The organism is Pseudobutyrivibrio sp. ACV-2 (assembly GCF_900107545.1).
In the GTDB taxonomy this organism is placed as follows: Bacteria; Bacillota; Clostridia; order Lachnospirales; family Lachnospiraceae; genus Pseudobutyrivibrio.
Map to the genome: position 1 here is coordinate 110,846 of NZ_FNQZ01000004.1, position 18,691 is coordinate 129,536.

General features: G+C 39.7%; 16 protein-coding genes. 13 read left to right on the forward strand and 3 right to left on the reverse strand.

The features are described 5' to 3' along the window. Nucleotides 1-103 precede the first annotated feature (103 nt). From BLV53_RS06250 to BLV53_RS06270, 5 genes are all read left to right on the forward strand, one after another. Nucleotides 104-1,273 (forward strand): acyl-CoA dehydrogenase, encoded by a 1,170-nt coding sequence (locus BLV53_RS06250; RefSeq protein ID WP_090298693.1) that lies wholly within the window; start codon nt 104-106, stop codon nt 1,271-1,273. 39 nt (nt 1,274-1,312) lie between these two features. After that, nucleotides 1,313-2,095, forward strand: a complete 783-nt coding sequence (locus BLV53_RS06255; protein ID WP_090298697.1) for an electron transfer flavoprotein subunit beta/FixA family protein — start codon at nt 1,313-1,315, stop codon at nt 2,093-2,095. A gap of 18 nt (nt 2,096-2,113) precedes the next feature. Then, entirely contained in the window at nt 2,114-3,160 is a 1,047-nt protein-coding gene (locus BLV53_RS06260; RefSeq protein ID WP_090298700.1) for an electron transfer flavoprotein subunit alpha/FixB family protein, read from the forward strand. A gap of 161 nt (nt 3,161-3,321) precedes the next feature. Beyond that, nucleotides 3,322-4,683, forward strand: coding sequence for an MATE family efflux transporter (locus tag BLV53_RS06265; RefSeq protein WP_090298703.1), 1,362 nt, complete (start codon nt 3,322-3,324; stop codon nt 4,681-4,683). Nucleotides 4,684-4,768: 85 nt separating this feature from the next. Then, nucleotides 4,769-6,526, forward strand: a complete 1,758-nt coding sequence (locus tag BLV53_RS06270; protein WP_090298706.1) for a glycoside hydrolase family 2 protein — start codon at nt 4,769-4,771, stop codon at nt 6,524-6,526. On the opposite strand, the gene BLV53_RS06275 is transcribed toward BLV53_RS06270, so the two are convergent. Continuing rightward, complete coding sequence (locus BLV53_RS06275; RefSeq protein ID WP_090298709.1) at nt 6,492-6,947, reverse strand: threonine/serine exporter family protein; 456 nt, start codon at nt 6,945-6,947, stop codon at nt 6,492-6,494. The two genes, BLV53_RS06270 and BLV53_RS06275, sit on opposite strands and share 35 nt — an antisense overlap. Next, nucleotides 6,947-7,723 (reverse strand): threonine/serine exporter family protein, encoded by a 777-nt coding sequence (locus tag BLV53_RS06280; protein WP_090298712.1) that lies wholly within the window; start codon nt 7,721-7,723, stop codon nt 6,947-6,949. The genes BLV53_RS06275 and BLV53_RS06280 overlap by 1 nt, the downstream gene beginning before the upstream one ends. 357 nt (nt 7,724-8,080) lie before the next feature. Between BLV53_RS06280 and BLV53_RS06285 the strand changes: the two genes are divergently transcribed. From BLV53_RS06285 to BLV53_RS06295, 3 genes are all read left to right on the forward strand, one after another. Then, the gene (locus BLV53_RS06285; protein ID WP_090298714.1) at nt 8,081-8,956 is read left to right on the forward strand and encodes an Mrp/NBP35 family ATP-binding protein; all 876 of its coding nucleotides are present in this window, start codon (nt 8,081-8,083) and stop codon (nt 8,954-8,956) included. 172 nt (nt 8,957-9,128) lie between these two features. Beyond that, entirely contained in the window at nt 9,129-9,650 is a 522-nt protein-coding gene (locus tag BLV53_RS06290; protein WP_090298718.1) for a peptidylprolyl isomerase, read from the forward strand. 105 nt (nt 9,651-9,755) lie between these two features. Further along, a complete protein-coding gene (locus tag BLV53_RS06295) occupies nt 9,756-10,544 on the forward strand; it encodes a hypothetical protein (RefSeq protein WP_090298721.1) in 789 nt (262 codons plus the stop codon). Here BLV53_RS06295 and BLV53_RS06300 read toward each other — a convergent pair. Continuing rightward, entirely contained in the window at nt 10,504-11,781 is a 1,278-nt protein-coding gene (locus BLV53_RS06300) for an HlyC/CorC family transporter (RefSeq protein ID WP_090298724.1), read from the reverse strand. The two genes, BLV53_RS06295 and BLV53_RS06300, sit on opposite strands and share 41 nt — an antisense overlap. Before the next feature lie 138 nt (nt 11,782-11,919). Between BLV53_RS06300 and BLV53_RS06305 the strand changes: the two genes are divergently transcribed. The 5 genes from BLV53_RS06305 (at nt 11,920) to BLV53_RS06325 (ending at nt 18,684) form a co-directional block, all read left to right on the forward strand. Then, on the forward strand, nt 11,920-12,849 hold the full coding sequence (locus BLV53_RS06305) for a tetratricopeptide repeat protein (RefSeq protein WP_170830768.1): 930 nt from the start codon (nt 11,920-11,922) through the stop codon (nt 12,847-12,849). Nucleotides 12,850-13,194: 345 nt separating this feature from the next. Then, nucleotides 13,195-15,597: a ribonucleoside triphosphate reductase gene (locus tag BLV53_RS06310; RefSeq protein ID WP_090298729.1), complete on the forward strand. Its 2,403-nt coding sequence runs from the start codon at nt 13,195-13,197 to the stop codon at nt 15,595-15,597. A 270-nt stretch (nt 15,598-15,867) separates the two neighbouring features. Continuing rightward, complete coding sequence (locus tag BLV53_RS06315; protein ID WP_090298732.1) at nt 15,868-16,920, forward strand: ABC transporter substrate-binding protein; 1,053 nt, start codon at nt 15,868-15,870, stop codon at nt 16,918-16,920. A gap of 17 nt (nt 16,921-16,937) precedes the next feature. After that, on the forward strand, nt 16,938-17,891 hold the full coding sequence (locus BLV53_RS06320; protein ID WP_090298735.1) for an ABC transporter permease: 954 nt from the start codon (nt 16,938-16,940) through the stop codon (nt 17,889-17,891). After that, nucleotides 17,884-18,684, forward strand: coding sequence for an ABC transporter ATP-binding protein (locus BLV53_RS06325; RefSeq protein WP_090298738.1), 801 nt, complete (start codon nt 17,884-17,886; stop codon nt 18,682-18,684). Before BLV53_RS06320 ends, BLV53_RS06325 begins: the two co-directional genes overlap by 8 nt. The last annotated feature ends 7 nt before the right edge of the window (nt 18,685-18,691 follow it).

Genomic DNA, 18,691 nt, shown 5'->3' on the forward strand with positions numbered 1-18,691 from the left:
AGTGAGGAGCTACTGCACCGGAGCGAGAGTATGGGAGATGGCTTGCGGGAGCATGATGAATTTCGGACAATGGATTCTATAACAATATAAGGAGATTCAGATCATGGATTTTACATTAGATAAGAAGCATGAGATGGCTAGACAGTTATTCAGAGAGTTTGCTTTGAATGAAGTTAAGCCAATGGCTCAGGAAATTGATGAGACAGAAGTTTTCCCACGTGAGAACGTTGAGAAAATGATGAAATATGGTTTCATGGGTATTCCAATTCCAAAGGAGTACGGCGGACAGGGATGCGATGTTCTTACATACATCATGTGCGTAGAGGAACTTTCAAAGGTTTGCGGTACAACAGGTGTTATCGTTTCAGCACATACATCACTTTGCTGCGATCCTATTCTTACATATGGTACAGAAGAGCAGAAGCAGAAGTTCTTAGTTCCACTTGCAAGTGGTAAGAAGCTTGGTGCTTTCGCACTTACAGAGCCAGGCGCTGGTACAGATGCACAGGGTGCTCAGTGTAAGGCTACAGAAGATGGAGATTCTTGGGTACTTAACGGTTCTAAGTGCTTCATCACAAACGGTAAGGAAGCTGATATCTATATCATCTTTGCTGTTACAGACATCGTTGAGGATGCTAAGGGACGTAAGTCTAAGAAGTTCTCAGCATTCATCGTAGAGAAGGGAACACCTGGATTTACATTTGGTACAAAGGAAAAGAAGATGGGTATCCGTGCTTCTTCTACATATGAGCTTATCTTCCAGGATTGCCGTATTCCAAAGGAGAACATCCTTGGACCTAGAGGAAAGGGCTTTGGTATCGCTATGCACACACTTGATGGTGGACGTATTGGTATTGCTGCTCAGGCACTTGGTATTGGTGAAGGCTCAATCGATGCAACAATCGAGTTCGTAAAGGAAAGAAAGCAGTTTGGTCGTCCAATCGCTGCATTCCAGAACACTGCATTCCAGCTTGCTGATATGAAGGCTCGTATGGATGCTGCTAAGTATCTTGTATACAAGGCTGCATGCACAAAGGATCAGTATATGGTTGATCACAAGACAAGCTACTCTATCGAGGCAGCTGAGGCTAAGCTTTTCGCAGCTGAGGCAGCTATGGCTGTAACTACAAAGGCTGTACAGCTTCACGGTGGTTATGGTTACACAAGAGAGTATGATGTTGAGCGTATGATGCGTGATGCTAAGATTACAGAAATCTACGAAGGAACATCTGAGGTTCAGAGACTTGTTATCTCTGGCGCAATGCTCAAATAAGATTGTTTATTATCGTGTGAATAAAAGGAGATTAAATACATGAATATCGTAGTATGTATTAAACAGGTTCCTGACACAAAGGGCGGCGTAAAGTTTAACCCAGATGGAACTCTTGATAGAGCAAGCATGCTTGCTATTATGAACCCAGATGATAAGGCAGGCCTTGAGGCTGCACTTAGAATCAAGGAGCAGAATGGTGCAAAGGTTACAGTTGTAACAATGGGTCTTCCAAAGGCTGATGATATGCTTCGCGAAGCACTTGCTATGGGTGCTGATGAGGCTGTTCTTGTTACAGATAGACGTCTTGGTGGTGCTGATACTTGGGCTACATCTTCAACAGTTGCAGCTGCAGTAAAGAAGCTCGACTATGACCTTATCATCACAGGCCGTCAGGCTATCGATGGTGATACAGCTCAGGTTGGTCCACAGATCGCTGAGCATCTTGCACTTCCTGTTATCTCTTATGCAGAGGATATCAAGGTTGAGGGCAACAGCGTAATCGTTAAGCGTCAGTATGAAGATAGATATCATGAAGTTAAGGCTCAGATGCCTTGTCTTATCACAGCTCTTTCAGAGCTTAACGAGCCACGTTACATGACTCCAGGCGGAATCTTTGATGCTTATGACAAAGAAGTAACTGTATGGGGCCGTGATGATCTTACAGATCTTGATGATGCAAACATCGGTCTTGCTGGTTCTCCAACAAAGATTGCTAAGGCATCTGATAAGGTTCGTAAGGGCGCAGGTGAGAAGGTTACTCTTGATCCTAAGGAATCAGTTGAGTATATCGTAAACAAGCTTAAAGAAAAGCATGTAATATAATAAGAGGAGGCAAACATAATGTCATTAGAAGAATACAAGGGCGTAGCTATATTCGCTCAGCAGGTTGATAATAAACTTAGCTCAATTGCCTTCGAACTTATTGGCAAGGCACATGAGCTTGCAGCAGATTTAGGAACAGACGTTACAGCAGTAGTACTTGGTCATGATATTGCAGGTCTTGCAGATAAGCTCGGCGAGTACGGTGCTGATAAGGTAGTTCTTATCGACAACAAGGAACTTGAAACATATCGTACAGAGCCATATGCTCAGGCTCTTACAGCTTATATTAATGAGTACAAGCCAGAAATCATGCTCGTTGGTGCAACAGCTATCGGTCGTGATCTTGGTCCTACAGTTTCAGCTCGTGTTAAGACAGGTCTTACAGCTGACTGTACATCACTTGAGATTGGTGATTTCCCACTTCAGGCTAGAGAAGGTCAGGAGCAGAAGCATAATCAGCTTCTTATGACTCGTCCAGCATTCGGTGGAAATACAATCGCTACAATCGCATGCCCAGACAACCGTCCACAGATGGCTACAGTTCGTCCAGGTGTTATGCAGAAGCTTCCTAAGGAGGCTGGTAGAAAGGCTGAGGTTATCAACTTCAACCCTGAGCTTACAGTAAACAACCGTTTCGTTGAGATTCTTAACATCGTTAAGAACGTAACATCTACAGTAGATATCATGGCTGCAAAGATTCTTGTATCTGGTGGTCGTGGAGTAGGTTCCGCTGAGAACTTCAAGCTTCTTGAGGATCTTGCAGAGGTACTTGGTGGTACAGTTTCTTGTTCACGTGCAGTTGTAGATTCAGGCTGGAAGCCAAAGGATCTTCAGGTAGGTCAGACAGGTAAGACAGTTCGTCCTAACGTTTACTTCGCAATCGGTATCTCTGGTGCTATTCAGCATACAGCAGGTATGGAAGAGTCAGATATCATCATCGCTATCAACAAAGATGAGTCAGCTCCTATCTTTGATGTTGCTGATTACGGTATCGTTGGCGACCTTAACAAGATCGTTCCAGCTCTTACAGAGGCTCTTAAGGCAGAGCTTGCTGCTAAGAACTAATCACATTTTATTTCTTAAGGGGCAATATCTATTCTTCCCAAAGATTAGATTTTTCCTATAATTTCTTTCTTTAATTTTATGAAGGCGAGTCTGTATGGACTCGCCTTCTGTGTTTTGTATATAAGGTGACTAATATTAGTCAAAGTGTTAGAATTAATAATATGAAAACAAAGAAACTCGATATGACACATGGCCCGCTTCTGGGCAAATTAATAATTTTCACTATACCTATCATTTTATCAGGTGTCTTACAACTTCTATTTAATGCAGCTGATGTAATTGTTGTGGGCCGTTTTGCTGGTGAGGCAAGCCTGGCTGCTGTAGGTTCTACAGGTTCTCTCATAAATCTCATGACTAATCTTTTCATAGGTATGTCTGTAGGTGCCAATGTTTGTGCAGCCCAGTTTTATGGCGCTGGCAATGAGGAAGATGTCAAGAAAACAGTTCATACCAGCACAGCATTTTCAATGATATGTGGCGTTGTTCTGATATTTATAGGTTTATTTGGTGCCAGACCAATGCTTGAACTTATGGGTTCTCCTGATCAGGTGCTAGGTCTTGCCGCTTTATATGTCAGATTATATTTTCTGGCAATGCCAGCCATTATGCTTTATAACTTCCTTGCTGCAATACTTAGAGCATCAGGTGATACATCGCACCCACTTATATTTTTGACAATTGCAGGTATAGTAAATGTTTTGTTTAATCTTGTTCTAGTAATAGTGTTCAAGTTAGGGGTGGCAGGTGTAGCTATAGCCACTGTAACATCAAATTATATTTCCTGCGGAATGCTGGTTTCATTTCTTATGAAACAGCGTAATAGTCTTAGGCTTGAATTATCAAAGATTGCAATAGATAAAAGGATATTGAAGAAGATAGTAAAAATAGGACTACCGGCAGGTATACAAGGTACTGTATTTTCGTTATCAAATGTAGTTATTCAATCTGCAATTAATTCTTTCGGTACAGCTGTAATCGCAGGCTCCTCAGCTGCAGCCAGCATCGAGGGATTTGTATATATCTCAATGAACTCGGTATCTCAGACAACAGTAACTTTCGTTGGACAAAATTATGGAGCAGGCAATGAGAAGAGAGTACGCAAGGTAATATTTGAAACCCTTGGAATTGTAACAATAGTAGGTGTTGTTATGGGAAATCTGGCATATGCTTTTGCTCCACAGCTTTTAGGTATATATACAGATAGTGCAGATGCTATAGTAGCAGGTACTTTACGTCTATTTTGGGTATGCTGTTTCTACTTTTTATGTGGAATCATGGATACACTGACAGGTGGTCTTAGAGGATTAGGAAATTCAACACTACCTATGGTAGTTTCATTAATTGGAGCATGTGCTTCCAGATTGATTTGGATAGCTACATATTTTCATACACATCATACTCAGGATGTTTTATTCTTTTCATATCCGGGAAGCTGGTTGTTGACATTGTCTGTGCATAGCATATGCCTAATAATTATTTACCGTAAATGGGTTAAAAAGAAGGAAAGTGAAATAAGGATTTAATATAATTGGGGTTATTATGTAAGATTATTCGTGGACGACAGGCGACAAGAATGTCTGACTTATATATAGGCGGGGAGGTTTTTACATGTATTGGAAGGAAATGTTATCTGCTATTTCTAAACCAGATAAAAATGCAGCAAGGTACGAACTGTCTACAGATTTCAAGTATACAGGTCTGCTGGAATATCCTAGACCACAGTTGCAACGTGAATCTTATATAAATCTTAATGGTAAGTGGGATTATCGTATCATCAGCGGAAAAGGTCAGGTGGTATCTTCTGGACCTATTGAAGTTCCATTTTCTCCAGAGACTGCTCTTTCAGGAACAGACAGACATGTGCTGCTGTCTGATGAAACCTTGGAATATACAAAGCATTTTTCTATTGATAGCATCAAAAAATCGAAGCGCTTAATTATTCATTTTGGTGCTGTAGATCAGGTTGCTCATGTGTTTTTAAATGGAATTAATATTGGTATGCATGAAGGTGGCTATACCTCCTTTAGTTTTGACATTTCAGATTTCGTTGTTGAAGGTGACAATGAGCTTAAGGTAAAGGTTAGAGATTACACAGATAAAATTGGCTATGCCAGAGGCAAGCAATCAATAGAGCCTAGTGGAATGTGGTATAGTGCTCAAAGTGGAATTTGGCAGACTGTCTGGATGGAATGGGTTCCAAATGCCTATGTTATGAGCTTTCGAATGACACCAGACATTGATAAGAATTGTCTTAATATTATTTTTAAGGTTTCAGAGGTACGAGGACAGCTGAAAATTACTTCATCTAATCAGGATTTAATAAAAACTGTTAAAGTCGAACAAATCAAGGATGACAAGCTTTATGTCAATGTAAAGTTAAAAAAATATAAACTTTGGACTCCTGAAGAGCCTAATATATATTTTATCAATGTTGAATACGGCAAGGATACATTCTCGTCTTATTTTGCAATGAGGAAATTCGATGTAGAAATGGATGAAAATGGTATTCCAAGGCTTACCTTGAACCATGTGCCTACATTTATGCATGGAGTGCTAGATCAGGGATATTATCCAGAGAGCCTGATGACACCTCCTAGTGACGATGCAATGATTTTTGACATCGAAACCATAAAAAGCCTTGGTTTTAATACCATCAGAAAACACTGCAAGATAGAGCCGCTACGATGGTATTTCCACTGCGACAGACTTGGAATGATTGTATGGCAGGACATAGTAAATGGCGGTACAAAATATGACATGAACATGATATGTCATATACCAACGGTGGTTAGGCCATTTGGAAATGCTCACGATAAAAATAAGCTTTTCCTTAGATTTACAGGGCGCAATACTGATAAATCAAAAGAAATCTGGTACAAGGAATGCAAGGAGACCATAGAACAGCTTCAAAGTATTCCTTGCATAGGGCAATGGTGCCTTTTTAATGAAGGATGGGGGCAGTTTGATGCTAATACATGTCTGGAATATGCGAAAAAGATAGACAGTAGCAGACCTTATGATGCAGCGTCTGGTTGGTTTCACGAGGATTGTGGTGATGTATTCTCAGAGCACATTTATTTTGAGGATTTAAGGGTGAAAAAACATTTTTCTAGACCTTATGTTATTTCGGAATACGCAGGATTTTCGCTTAAAGTGGGAAATCATGTAAAAAGAGATGTGCTTTATGGATACAAGAAATATGAGCATGGCAAGGATTTGCAGGATGCTTTTGATGATGTAGTAGAAAAAATAAAGTCCCTGGAAGCTGAGGGGCTTTCAGGGGCTATATTTACTCAGGCTACTGATATTGAGGATGAGGTGAATGGCCTGATTACTTATGATCGTAAGGTGCAAAAGCTCTATTAAACCAGCTTTGTGGGAAGGCCATTCCAAGGATGATTCCCATTACAATTGCGCCAGCTGTTTTTATAGTTTCAAGACCATATTGGCTGAAGTGAGCCATATCATTCATAATTAAATAATATGATGTGTAGTAGATTCCCGCGCCGGGTACCAAAGGAAAGATTCCAGAAATCAGGTAAACGGTGACGGGATTCTTTCTTTTGGCAGCAAGCGTTCTGGAAAATACAGTCAAAACAAATGAGCCAACAACATTTCCAAGAGTAGGAGCTCCAAGGAGTGTACTTATTATTGAATAAAAAATCCAACCTAGAGCACCAGAAATACCGCAGTAGAACAGTTCTTTTCTAGGTGCTGAAAATACTATAGCGAAAGCCACCGTGGCAAGCATACTTACAATAAATTCTATAATAAAATTGATATACATTAGACTAACGCACCTCCACCTATGATTTGGACGATGGTAATGACAATACCAACACCAACAGCAATACAAAAAGCGGTAAGAAGTGCATCAATCAGGCGGATTGATCCAGAAAGATAATCACCGTTGATGAAATCTCTGATACTATTAGTGAGAGGAATACCAGGAACCAGTGGCATTATGCTTCCTATTATTATCTTGTCAGAATGAATAGGAATACCTATGCCGGCCATTGAAAAAGCTAAAATTGCAATAAAGATACTAGCCAAAACATTTGTAACTGTCTTAGAGTTGGCCATTTTAGCTTCAAAATATAAAAATACTCGAAGCAAGCATCCCACTACTGTGGCCATAATTCCATCTAAAGGAGTGCCTCCAAACAGATAAGCGAAGCCTCCACATCCGATTCCTGTTGCAAGAATCATAACTGGAAGATTGTAGCCTGGCAGTTTTTTGCATTTTTCTAGTTGTTTAGTCGCATCATCAATGGAGATATTTTTTGCACAAACCTCACGGCAGAGGCTGTTCAGTGCTGCTATGCGGCCTAGATGCATCGGATACATAGGTACATGTCTAATCATTGAACTGGCGTTGACTGTAGTTTCATCTGCACTGGCAAATATACCATTGCTTAACACATATACATCGCAATCGGTGATATCATATGCATTAAGAATTGCCAGGACAGAGTCCTCAACTCTATAGACTTCGGCACCGTTTCTTAAAAGAATATCTCCCAATTCAACGGCGAAAGATAAGATTTTTTTTGTGTCTGTCATAAATAATTCCTTACTTAATTTTTCTACAGAATGATTATGTAATAAATGAAAAGATTTTTCAACCATGGTGGATAAAGTGGATAAATGTGGATAACTTTGTGGGTATTTTTTTAAGTAGTCTGAATAATGTGGTAGTTATGTGAAAAAAGATGAAGTTATCCTCAACCTTATTAACATGCATGTTGATAATGTGGATAACTTGGTGGACAAGTTGATACTTCTAACAACTTGTTAATAATTTTCTTGATAACTTTTTCACAATAAAGCAAAATGCTTTGTTTTCGTAAATGTACCTAGGTATTTTTGAAAAGTGTGATATACTATTTAACTAGATGTAAAGTAATAGGAGGTCTAATAATGGCAGAAAATAGTTCTTGTGCTTCAGCAAGCAGCTGCTCAAGAGGCTCTTGTGAAGGATGTCCTTCTCATGAGGCTACTAAAGCAGGTGTAAGAAATACTTCATTTCTTGAAGCACCTAATCCTAATTCAAATATAAAGCACGTAATCGGCGTAGTTTCCGGAAAGGGTGGTGTTGGTAAATCAATGGTTACCTCATCTCTCGCTGGTGTTATGGCTAGAGCTGGTTATAAGGTGGGTATCCTTGATGCAGATATTACTGGCCCATCTATTCCAAAGATGTTTGGTGTACATGGACCTGCTGCAGCCAGTGCAGAGGGCATGATGCTCCCTGAGGTTGCAGAGGATGGCACAAAAATCATGTCAATCAACCTTATTCTTGATGATGAGGAATCTCCAGTTGTATGGAGAGGCCCAGTTATCGCAGGTGTTGTAAAGCAGTTCTGGACAGATGTAGTTTGGGGCGATATCGATTATCTTTTTGTTGATATGCCACCAGGAACTGGCGATGTTCCACTTACATGCTTCCAGTCTCTTCCTGTAGATGGTATTGTCATTGTTACAAGTCCACAGGAATTGGTTCAGATGATTGTAAAAAAAGCATACAACATGGCGGATATGATGCATATTCCAGTTGTTGGTCTTGTTGAAAACTATTCATATATTAAATGTCCTGATTGTGGTAAGAAAATCGAAATCTTCGGTGAGAGCCATATTGATGAAGTGGCTGCAGAGCTTAGCCTTCCAGTCTTAGGCAAAATGCCAATGGATAAAGCATTAGCATCGGCAGCTGACGCAGGACGTATCTTCGACCTTGAAAACGAATACTTGGCCGACGCCAAATCAATCTTAGAAAACGTAGAAAAGACAGTTTAAATCTTTGTAACGTGAATTATTGAACAGTTTAGAGCCCTTAAGTGAGCCTGTAGTTCACAATCTGTGTATCTCTTAAGCGAAGCATTCCAAGCTGAGCGTAGAGATACACAGATTGTGAACGTAACAGGCGGACTAAATTACTCACAAAAAACTAAAAAAAGGAGATTTAATTATGGCACAGAATCCTGTAGTTACAATTGAAATGGAAAATGGCGATATCATGAAAGCAGAGCTTTACCCTGAAATCGCTCCAAACACAGTTAACAACTTTATCAGCCTTATCAACCACAATTTCTATGATGGAGTAATCTTCCACAGAGTTATCAATGGATTTATGCTCCAGGGTGGAGATCCAGATGGGACAGGCATGGGTGGCCCAGGCTACTCTATCAAGGGTGAGTTCACAAGCAATGGCTTCAAGAACGACCTTAAGCATGAGCCAGGTGTACTTTCAATGGCACGTACAATGATGCCAAACTCAGCTGGTAGCCAGTTCTTCATCATGCACAAGACTAGCCCACACCTTGATGGTGATTATGCAGCTTTCGGTAAGGTTATCGAGGGAATGGATGTTGTTAACAAAATTGCTGAGGTTGACACAGACTGGTCTGACCGTCCAACAACTGAGCAGAAGATGAAGAAGGTAACTGTTGAGACTTTCGGAGTAGATTATCCAGAACCAGAGACAGTTTAATAATTGCATTTAAACAGGTTTTATGTTATTATAGCGGCACGCTTAGGCGTGTCGTTTTTTGTTTATTTATCATTTGTCACTTCGACTATTTCTCCCAGGAGAATTATGAAATTTAATACTATTATTTTATGCATTATATTATGGTGCTCTGTAGAGTTTATTGCTATAGTTGTGTCTATTTTACACAGAATCACTCTAAAGCAGGAACACATTGCTAAAAAGAAATATATGCAGCGTTTGCTAGAGCTGGCCTCACAGGAGCAGGAATCTGGGGATATTATCCGAGAACTATACTATAGTTTTATAAAAGACAGGAAGCTAAGGATTGTTTTATTGCAATCCATGAGATATTCTACAGAGAAATCATTCATGTATATCTATTCAAAAATTGGATGTGAGCCGATGAAAAAGATACATACACATCTTATGAAAAGAATGGAGTCTAATGAACCTGGTGGCGGTAAAACATTTATTGCTCCAATCATTTCTATAAGTACAAGAGACTACCTGTTAAATGATGTGGAAATCTGGGATCAAAACTGGAAGGATCAGCTTAAAAAGCTAAAAAAGAGAAGGAACCAGGCTTTTATCGAAATGCTTCTGTCGTTCATGATTAATCTATATATCTATTTTAGAATACAATCAGTATTGTGTCTTATGATATGCGTAGTTGTAAATACGATAGGGGTAATAATGTATATTATTATTGATTATGAATGCAGCGTGGAAGATAGTAGAACTGGACTCGGGAATGATATTTTTGAGAAATACGAGAAAAAAATATCCCAGACCTTTGCCAGAGGGATAGAAAATATCTATCAACTGGCTGCCAGTCTGGGACTTATAATCAATATTACGACTGTTGTGATGCAATGGCTTGGGCCGGTAGCTTAATGCGGAGCTTTTTAATACGTTTTTTTTCAACGGCCATTACTCTGATGATGGTGCCATCTTCTGAAACATAGGTTTCGCCAACACCAGGGAAGTGGTCGAAAGCTCCGACTATATATCCACCTATAGTATCATAGTCATCACTTTCAAAACCTAAAGGAATGAGTTCGCATAAATCTTCCAGATTCATAGAGCCAAGCACTTGATATTCACGCTCGCTAAGTCGAACAACAGGGTCTTCCTCATCATCGTCATATTCATCGCGGATTTCACCGACTATTTCTTCGAGCAAATCCTCAAGGGTAATCATACCCGAGAGTTCTCCATATTCATCCAAAACGATAGAAAGTGTTGCAGCTTCGCTCCTCATTTCATCGAAAAGGTCGGATACATTTTTCATTTCATAAGTGTAGTAGGCTTCTCTGAGAAAATTAATGACCGAAAAATCCTCTGACGGATTTATGCCAAGGAAGTCTTTCATATTGACTATACCTATTACTTTTTGAGTATCAGGTTCACAAACAGGAAGTCGCGTATACATGTTTTCCTTGAACACTGAAATCAGTTCATCATAGGAAATGTCTGAATCCACCATGGTCATATCGATTCGGGGGATCATGACTTCCTTTGCGCAGGCATCTGAAAAATCAAACACCTTGTGAATCATGGTGCGTTCATCACCTTCTATGGCACCGGACTCATGGCTTACATCAACCATGGTACGTATTTCTTCTTCGGTGATTGTTTCATCTTTGAAATCAGGATCTATGCCAAAAAGCCTGATACATATACCGGCAAGAAAATTAACAATTTCTATAGCAGGGGTCAAAATCCACATTAAACCACCAATGATAGGCGCATACCGCAAACTCAGTTTAGTGGAATCAATTGCCGCCAGCGATTTAGGGGTGATTTCACCAAATATCAATATTAGCAAGGTGAGAATACCTGTAGCTATACCTGCACCGACGCTACCAAAAATATCTATAGCAAGGGTAGTTGCAAGGGATGAAGCAGACAAGTTGACTATATTGTTTCCTATCAATATAGCAGAAAGCATTTTTTTAGGCCGGTCCACTACATTTAGAACTTTAGAAGCTTTTTTATCCCCGTCCTCAACCATGGTTTTTAGTTTTATTTTATTTACAGTGGTGAGAGCGGTTTCTGCCGATGAAAAAAATGCAGATAAGCATAAAAGAGTGATTAAAATGATTAGTTTAATTAGCAAGTGAACGTCCAAACTTAAAAAACCCCCTTTTGTTGCGTACTTTGAATATTAAACATTATAAATATACTGAAATCTTGTTGCAAGTAACCCTATTAAATTAGACATCAGTTTGCTAAAATAATGCCTATGAGAAAAAGGATTATAAAAATAATGTTAATGATGAGCGTAGCTTCATGCTTAATGGGATGCTCTAAATACAATGAAAAAGAAATTGCCCTCAGGGATCAGGGTATAGCTGCAATGGATGAAGGCAACTATGAGGAAGCCATAAAGCTATTTAATGATGCCTTGGGCAAATCTGTAGGAAAAGTTACAGATTTAGAGTTGGATATAGATTATTACAAGGGTGCTGCGCAGTATGTATCTGGTCAATTTGATGATGCGGTAAAGACCTATACTTACCTAATCGAATATGACGAAAAAAACTTTAAACCATATTTCCTCAGAGGCAGTATTTATGCCAAGGAAGGTAATATCGGTCAGGCTATAAAAGATTACAATGCTGCCGTTGCAATAGACAAAAAGAATTACCTACTATATATAGAAATCTATGAAAACCTTATGTCGTTAGGCTATTCCGAACAGGCAATGACTTATTTGAATGATGGATTGGCTGTAGCAGATAAATCTACTGACGCCGGGTACTATAAGGGCAGAATATATTATTTGCTGGGACAAAACGCAGAGGCTGAGAAGCTTCTAAAAGAAGCAGTAAAAAACGACGTTTTGGAAGCGAAACTGTATCTTGCAAAAATATATCAGGATGCAGGGAACTATGAAAAAGCACAGCCTCTGCTGGAAGAATACGCTGCTTCAGATGAGGTTACCAGTGAGGCCCTTGGTACATTAGGCGATATTGCTCTTTCTAGTGGTGATTATGAGAGTGCGCTGAATTATTACGAGGCCGGGTTGAAGCTTGATTCAATAGATAATCTTCCACAACTTATGAAAGGCAAGGCAGCTGCTCTTGAAAAGCTATATAGATTTAGCGAGGCGAGGGATATCTTGACACAATATATAGATAAGTATCCTAATGACGAAGATGTGGCAAAAGAGTTAATATTCTTACAAAGTAGATAGTTTTCAGAAAAGGCACACTACAATATATAGTGTGTTCTTTTTACATCCAAATACTAAATATTGTGTGCGTTGAAACGTAATTCTACCTAGAAATTATTCAAAGAATAAAAATAAATTTCAGTAATAATGACGAAAAGCACTACATCTAGTGATTAGCCGTTGACCCTCTACTACATATTTTGATAACATATAAACAAGTCAGAAGGGTTGAAATGACCGGTTGAAAATACATTTCAATCCACTAACGGACCTTAGAAGAACGCACTTTAGTTACTACAACAAAGAGGTCAACAGGGGAGTCCTTTTGGGGAGATTTTGTTGGAAAGGAAAAATAGGTGAGAAGAATTGTTTGATGTTGTAAAAAGGGATGGAGAAGTTGCTGAATTTAATTTAGGTAAAATTAACGATGCTATTGCTAAAGCATTCGAAGCTACTGGCAAAGAATACAATGATGATATTATCGGTTTATTATCATTAAGAGTTTCTGCAGATTTTCAGGCAAAGATCAAGGAGAGTAAGATTTCTGTTGAGGATATCCAGGACTCTGTAGAAAATGTTTTAGAGCAGACTGGTTATACAGATGTAGCAAAAGCATATATTTTATATAGAAAACAGCGTGAAAAGATGCGCAACATGAAGTCTACAGTCCTTGATTACAAGAATGTAGTAGACAGCTATGTAAAGGTAGAGGACTGGCGTGTAAAAGAAAATTCTACAGTTACATATTCTGTTGGCGGTCTTATTCTTTCAAACTCTGGAGCAATCACAGCAAATTATTGGTTATCAGAGATTTATGATGAGGAAATCGCACAGGCACACCGCAATGCGGATATCCACATTCATGATCTTTCTATGCTTACAGGATATTGTGCAGGATGGTCACTTAAGCAGCTTATTCAGGAGGGCTTAGGTGGTATCACAGGAAAAATCACATCTGCACCAGCAAAGCATTTATCTGTTCTTTGCAATCAGATGGTCAATTTCCTTGGAATTATGCAAAATGAATGGGCAGGTGCTCAGGCATTTTCATCATTTGATACTTATCTTGCACCATTTGTTAAAGCTGACAATTTATCGTACGAAGAGGTTAAAAAGTGCCTCGAAGCTTTCATATACGGGGTAAATACTCCTTCTCGTTGGGGTACACAAGCACCATTTTCAAACATCACATTAGACTGGACAGTACCAAACGATTTGGCTGAGCTTCCAGCTATTGTTGGTGGAAAAGAGCAGGATTTCAAATATAAGGACTGCAAAAAGGAAATGGATATGGTAAATAAGGCATTCCTTGAGATTATGATTGAGGGTGATGCTAATGGTCGTGGATTCCAGTATCCGATTCCTACATATTCTATTACTCGTGATTTTGATTGGTCTGATACAGAAAACAACAGATTATTATTCGAAATGACAGCTAAATATGGTACTCCATATTTCAGCAACTATATTAATTCAGATATGGAGCCAAGTGATGTACGTTCTATGTGCTGCCGCCTTCGTCTCGATCTTCGTGAGCTTCGCAAGAAGTCAGGTGGTTTCTTCGGTTCGGGCGAGAGCACAGGATCAGTAGGTGTTGTTACAATAAATCTTCCACGTATCGCTTATCAGGCAAAGGACGAGGCAGATTTCTATGCTCGTCTCGACAGATTAATGGATATCAGTGCTCGCTCACTCAAGATAAAACGTGGCGTTATCACAAAGCTATTAGACGAAGGCTTATATCCATACACCAAGAGATATCTTGGCACCTTTGATAACCACTTCTCTACCATCGGTCTTATCGGTATGAACGAAGTAGGTCTTAACGCTAACTGGCTTCGTGCAGATATGACCAGCAAGAAGACACAGGAATTTGCCAAGGATGTTCTTAATCACATGCGTGAGCGTCTTTCTGATTATCAGGAGATGTACGGTGACTTATACAACCTTGAGGCTACTCCAGCAGAGTCTACAACATACCGTTTTGCAAAGCATGATAGAGAGCAGTTCCCACATATCATCACAGCAGGTAAGGAGGGTGACACACCATTCTACACCAATAGCTCACATATGCCAGTAGAATACACATCAGATATTTTTGATGCTCTCGATGTACAGGATGAGCTTCAGACTCTTTATACATCAGGTACTGTATTCCATGCATTCATCGGTGAGAAGCTTCCTACATGGGAGTCAGCTGCAAATCTTGTTCGTAAGATAGCTGAAAACTATAGATTGCCATACTATACACTTTCTCCTACATACTCAGTATGTAAGGACCACGGCTATATCGCTGGTGAGCACTATACATGCCCACACTGCGGAAAGCCAGCTGAAGTATATAGCCGTATCACAGGCTACTATCGACCAGTACAGAACTGGAATGAAGGCAAGACACAGGAATTCAAGAATCGTAAGCTTTACGATATAGCAGGCAGTGTTTGCAGACGTGCAGGTGAAAATTATGCCAAGTCTTCCAAAGCTTCTAACACTGATGTCGATTTGCCAAAGGTAAATCTTGAAATAGTTTCTGAAGAGCCTTTAACTGGTGTTAAGTATCTATTTACTACAAAGACTTGTCCAAATTGCGCTCGTGCAAAGGAAATCCTTGAGGATGAGGATTACATCCTCGTTGATGCTGAAGAACAGGTGGATATGACTAAAAAATATGGTGTTATGCAGGCGCCTACACTTGTAGTTATAAATGGTGACGAGGTTAAACGCTATGCAAATGCTAGCAACATACAGCGTTACGTTGATGAAAATTAATATAAGTGTTATTTGATTTAACTATGAGTCCCATAAAAAGTGGGACTCATTTTTTGTAGGTAAATGATATAGCTATCTGTTGAAAACCTCTAATTAACTCAGGGGTTTGATTATAATTATAAAAGCAAGAATCAATAGTTATACTGTATAAGTTTACACTTTAACTTACTAAAGTGTTATGCTATTATTATGTTACTATTCTAAGCGGAATTCACAAAATGACTGCTTTTTCAGAGTAGTAACATTTTTGTTTTTTAGAGGAGGAAGACTATGAAAAAAAGAGTTTTATCCCTTTTTATGGGTTTAGCTATGATTGGGGCATGCTTCGTTGGTTGTGGAAATAATGAGCCAGCAGAGGATAGCACACCAGCTTCAGACAATGCTGAAACAAAGGAATTTAAGGTAGGCATTATTCAATATGTTGATGATGCGTCTTTAAATCAGATTGTTGATAATCTGGAAAAGCAGCTTGATACACTTGGAGAGGAGAAGGGTGTTACCTTCGATTACAAGGACTATTATTACAATGGCCAGGCTGACTCTACCACTATCAATCAGATTGTAACTGAGCTTATTAATGATAATGTGGACGTAATTGTTCCTATCGCAACACCTACTGCTATGATTTGCCAGTCTGCAACAGAGGACAATCAGATTCCAGTCATATTTGCAGCAGTATCTGACCCAGAGGGGGCAGGTCTTGTAGCTAGCAATGATGCGCCAGGTGCAAACGTTACAGGTACATCTGATGCCTTAAATACAGAGGCGATTCTTGATTTAATGCTTGAGCAGGACAGAGATATTTCAAAAGTTGGACTTCTCTATGACAAGTCGCAGGATGCATCAACAGCACCTATAAAGGATGCTAAAGCATACCTAAAGGACAAGGGCATTGAAGTAGTAGAAAAGACTGGAACAAAGAACGATGAAGTTATGCTTGCAGCAGATGCTCTTATTGCTGAAGAGGTAGATGCAGTATTCACTCCTACAGACAATACAATCATGACAGCAGAGCTTGGTATCTACGAGAAATTTATCGATGCTAAAATCCCACATTACTGTGGAGCAGATTCATTTGCACTTAATGGTGCTTACCTTGGCTATGGTGTTAACTATGCCACACTTGGTGTTGAGACAGCAAATATGGTTGCAGAGGTTTTAGTGGATGGCAAGGATCCTGCTACACTTGCTGTAAAGACACTTGATAATGGTACAGCTACTGTTAATACAGAGACTGCAGCAGCACTTGATTTGGATTATGAAAAGCTTCGCGATATGTGTGACGGCTTTGTTGAAATCCAGACATCAAAGGAGTTCGAATAATTTAGGGGTTTAATGTTATGTCGTCTATTTTTACAGTTTCGATTTTTCAAAGTGCTTTAGAGCTAGGGTGTATATACGCCCTAGTTGCTTTAGCACTTTTTATTTCTTTTACAATTCTAAACATTGCGGATTTGACTACTGATGGATGCTTTACACTTGGTTGTGCAGTGGGAGCCATGGTTACATTGGCAGGACATCCATTTTTAGCACTGATTGCTGCAATGGTTTCTGGCGCTTTGGCTGGCTTTGTCACAGCCTTTCTTCAGACCAAACTTGGGGTGGAATCAATCCTTGCAGGTATTATCGTAAATACGGGATTATACACTATCAATATTGCAGTCATGGGATTTTCATCTCTTACTAATCTATTTGGCTGTGACACTATTTTTTCACTTGGAAAAGACGGATTCGCATATGCGATATTTGGTGACTGGTACAAGGTGATTCTTGTGGCACTTATAGTGGCAGTGATTGCGCTTTTATTATGGTGGTTCCTTGGCACTACCCTTGGAATGTCAATCCGTGCCACTGGTGACAATGCAGAGATGGTTAAATCATCTTCAATCAATCCTACCTTTACTATTACAGTAGGACTTTGCATTGCAAACTCTCTTACAGGACTTTCAGGTTCACTTATCGCCCAGTATCAGAAGTCAGCTGATATCAATATCGGTACAGGTATGGTTACTATCGCCCTTGCATCTTTAATCATAGGTCAGACCTTGATTGGAAATAAGGGTACTACTATCCGCAGAATTATTGGCACCATTTTAGGTTCAGTATTATACAGATTTATCGTGGCAATTGCTCTTAGAATGTCAGTACCGGCAGAGGCACTTAAGCTTGTATCTGCAATCATCGTAGCAGTTGCTATTGCAACTCCATACGTTAAAAGAAAGACAGCTCTTAAAAAGCGCGAGTTTGCCAACTACAGAGGGAATCGTAACAGGGAGGTGAAGGAAAATGCTTAAGATAGACAACATTTCAAAGACCTTCAATCCTGGTACTGTCAATGAAAAAGCGGCTCTTACCCATCTTTCCTTGGAGTTGAAAGATGGAGATTTTGCCACCATAGTAGGCTCAAACGGAGCAGGCAAATCAACCATGTTTAATGCTATCGCAGGTACCTTCATAGTTGACGATGGTAATATTTATTTGGATGGAGATGACATTACCTTCAAAAAAGAGCATGTCAGAAGTAAGGTTATTGGTCACCTGTTTCAAGATCCACTTAAGGGCACAGCTCCAAACATGACCATAGAAGAAAATATGGCTCTTGCTTATCTAAGAGCGAGCCATGCATCAAGCCAGCTGTTTTCCAGAATTAGCAGTAAGGATAAAGCGCGATTTCGTGAACAATTATCCTTGCTTGGAATGGGGCTTGAGGATAGAATGAAGCAGCCTGTTGGTTTATTGTCAGGTGGACAGCGCCAGGCACTTACCCTTTTAATGGCTACATTTGTAACACCAAAGCTTTTGCTATTGGATGAACACACAGCTGCTCTTGATCCGGCTACCGCAGAAAAGGTACTAGAGCTGACAAAAAGCATAGTGGCAGAGCGTGGTATCACCTGTCTTATGGTAACACATAACATGCATCAGGCCCTTGAGGTTGGAAACAGAACCTTAATGATGAATGCAGGCAGAATCGTTTTTGATACCACAGGTGAGGAAAGAGCAGGTCTTACCGTAAATGACCTCCTTGAAAAGTTCAAGGTAGGTGCTGGAGAAGAATTAGATAATGACAGAGTGTTATTATCCTAGTTTTTAG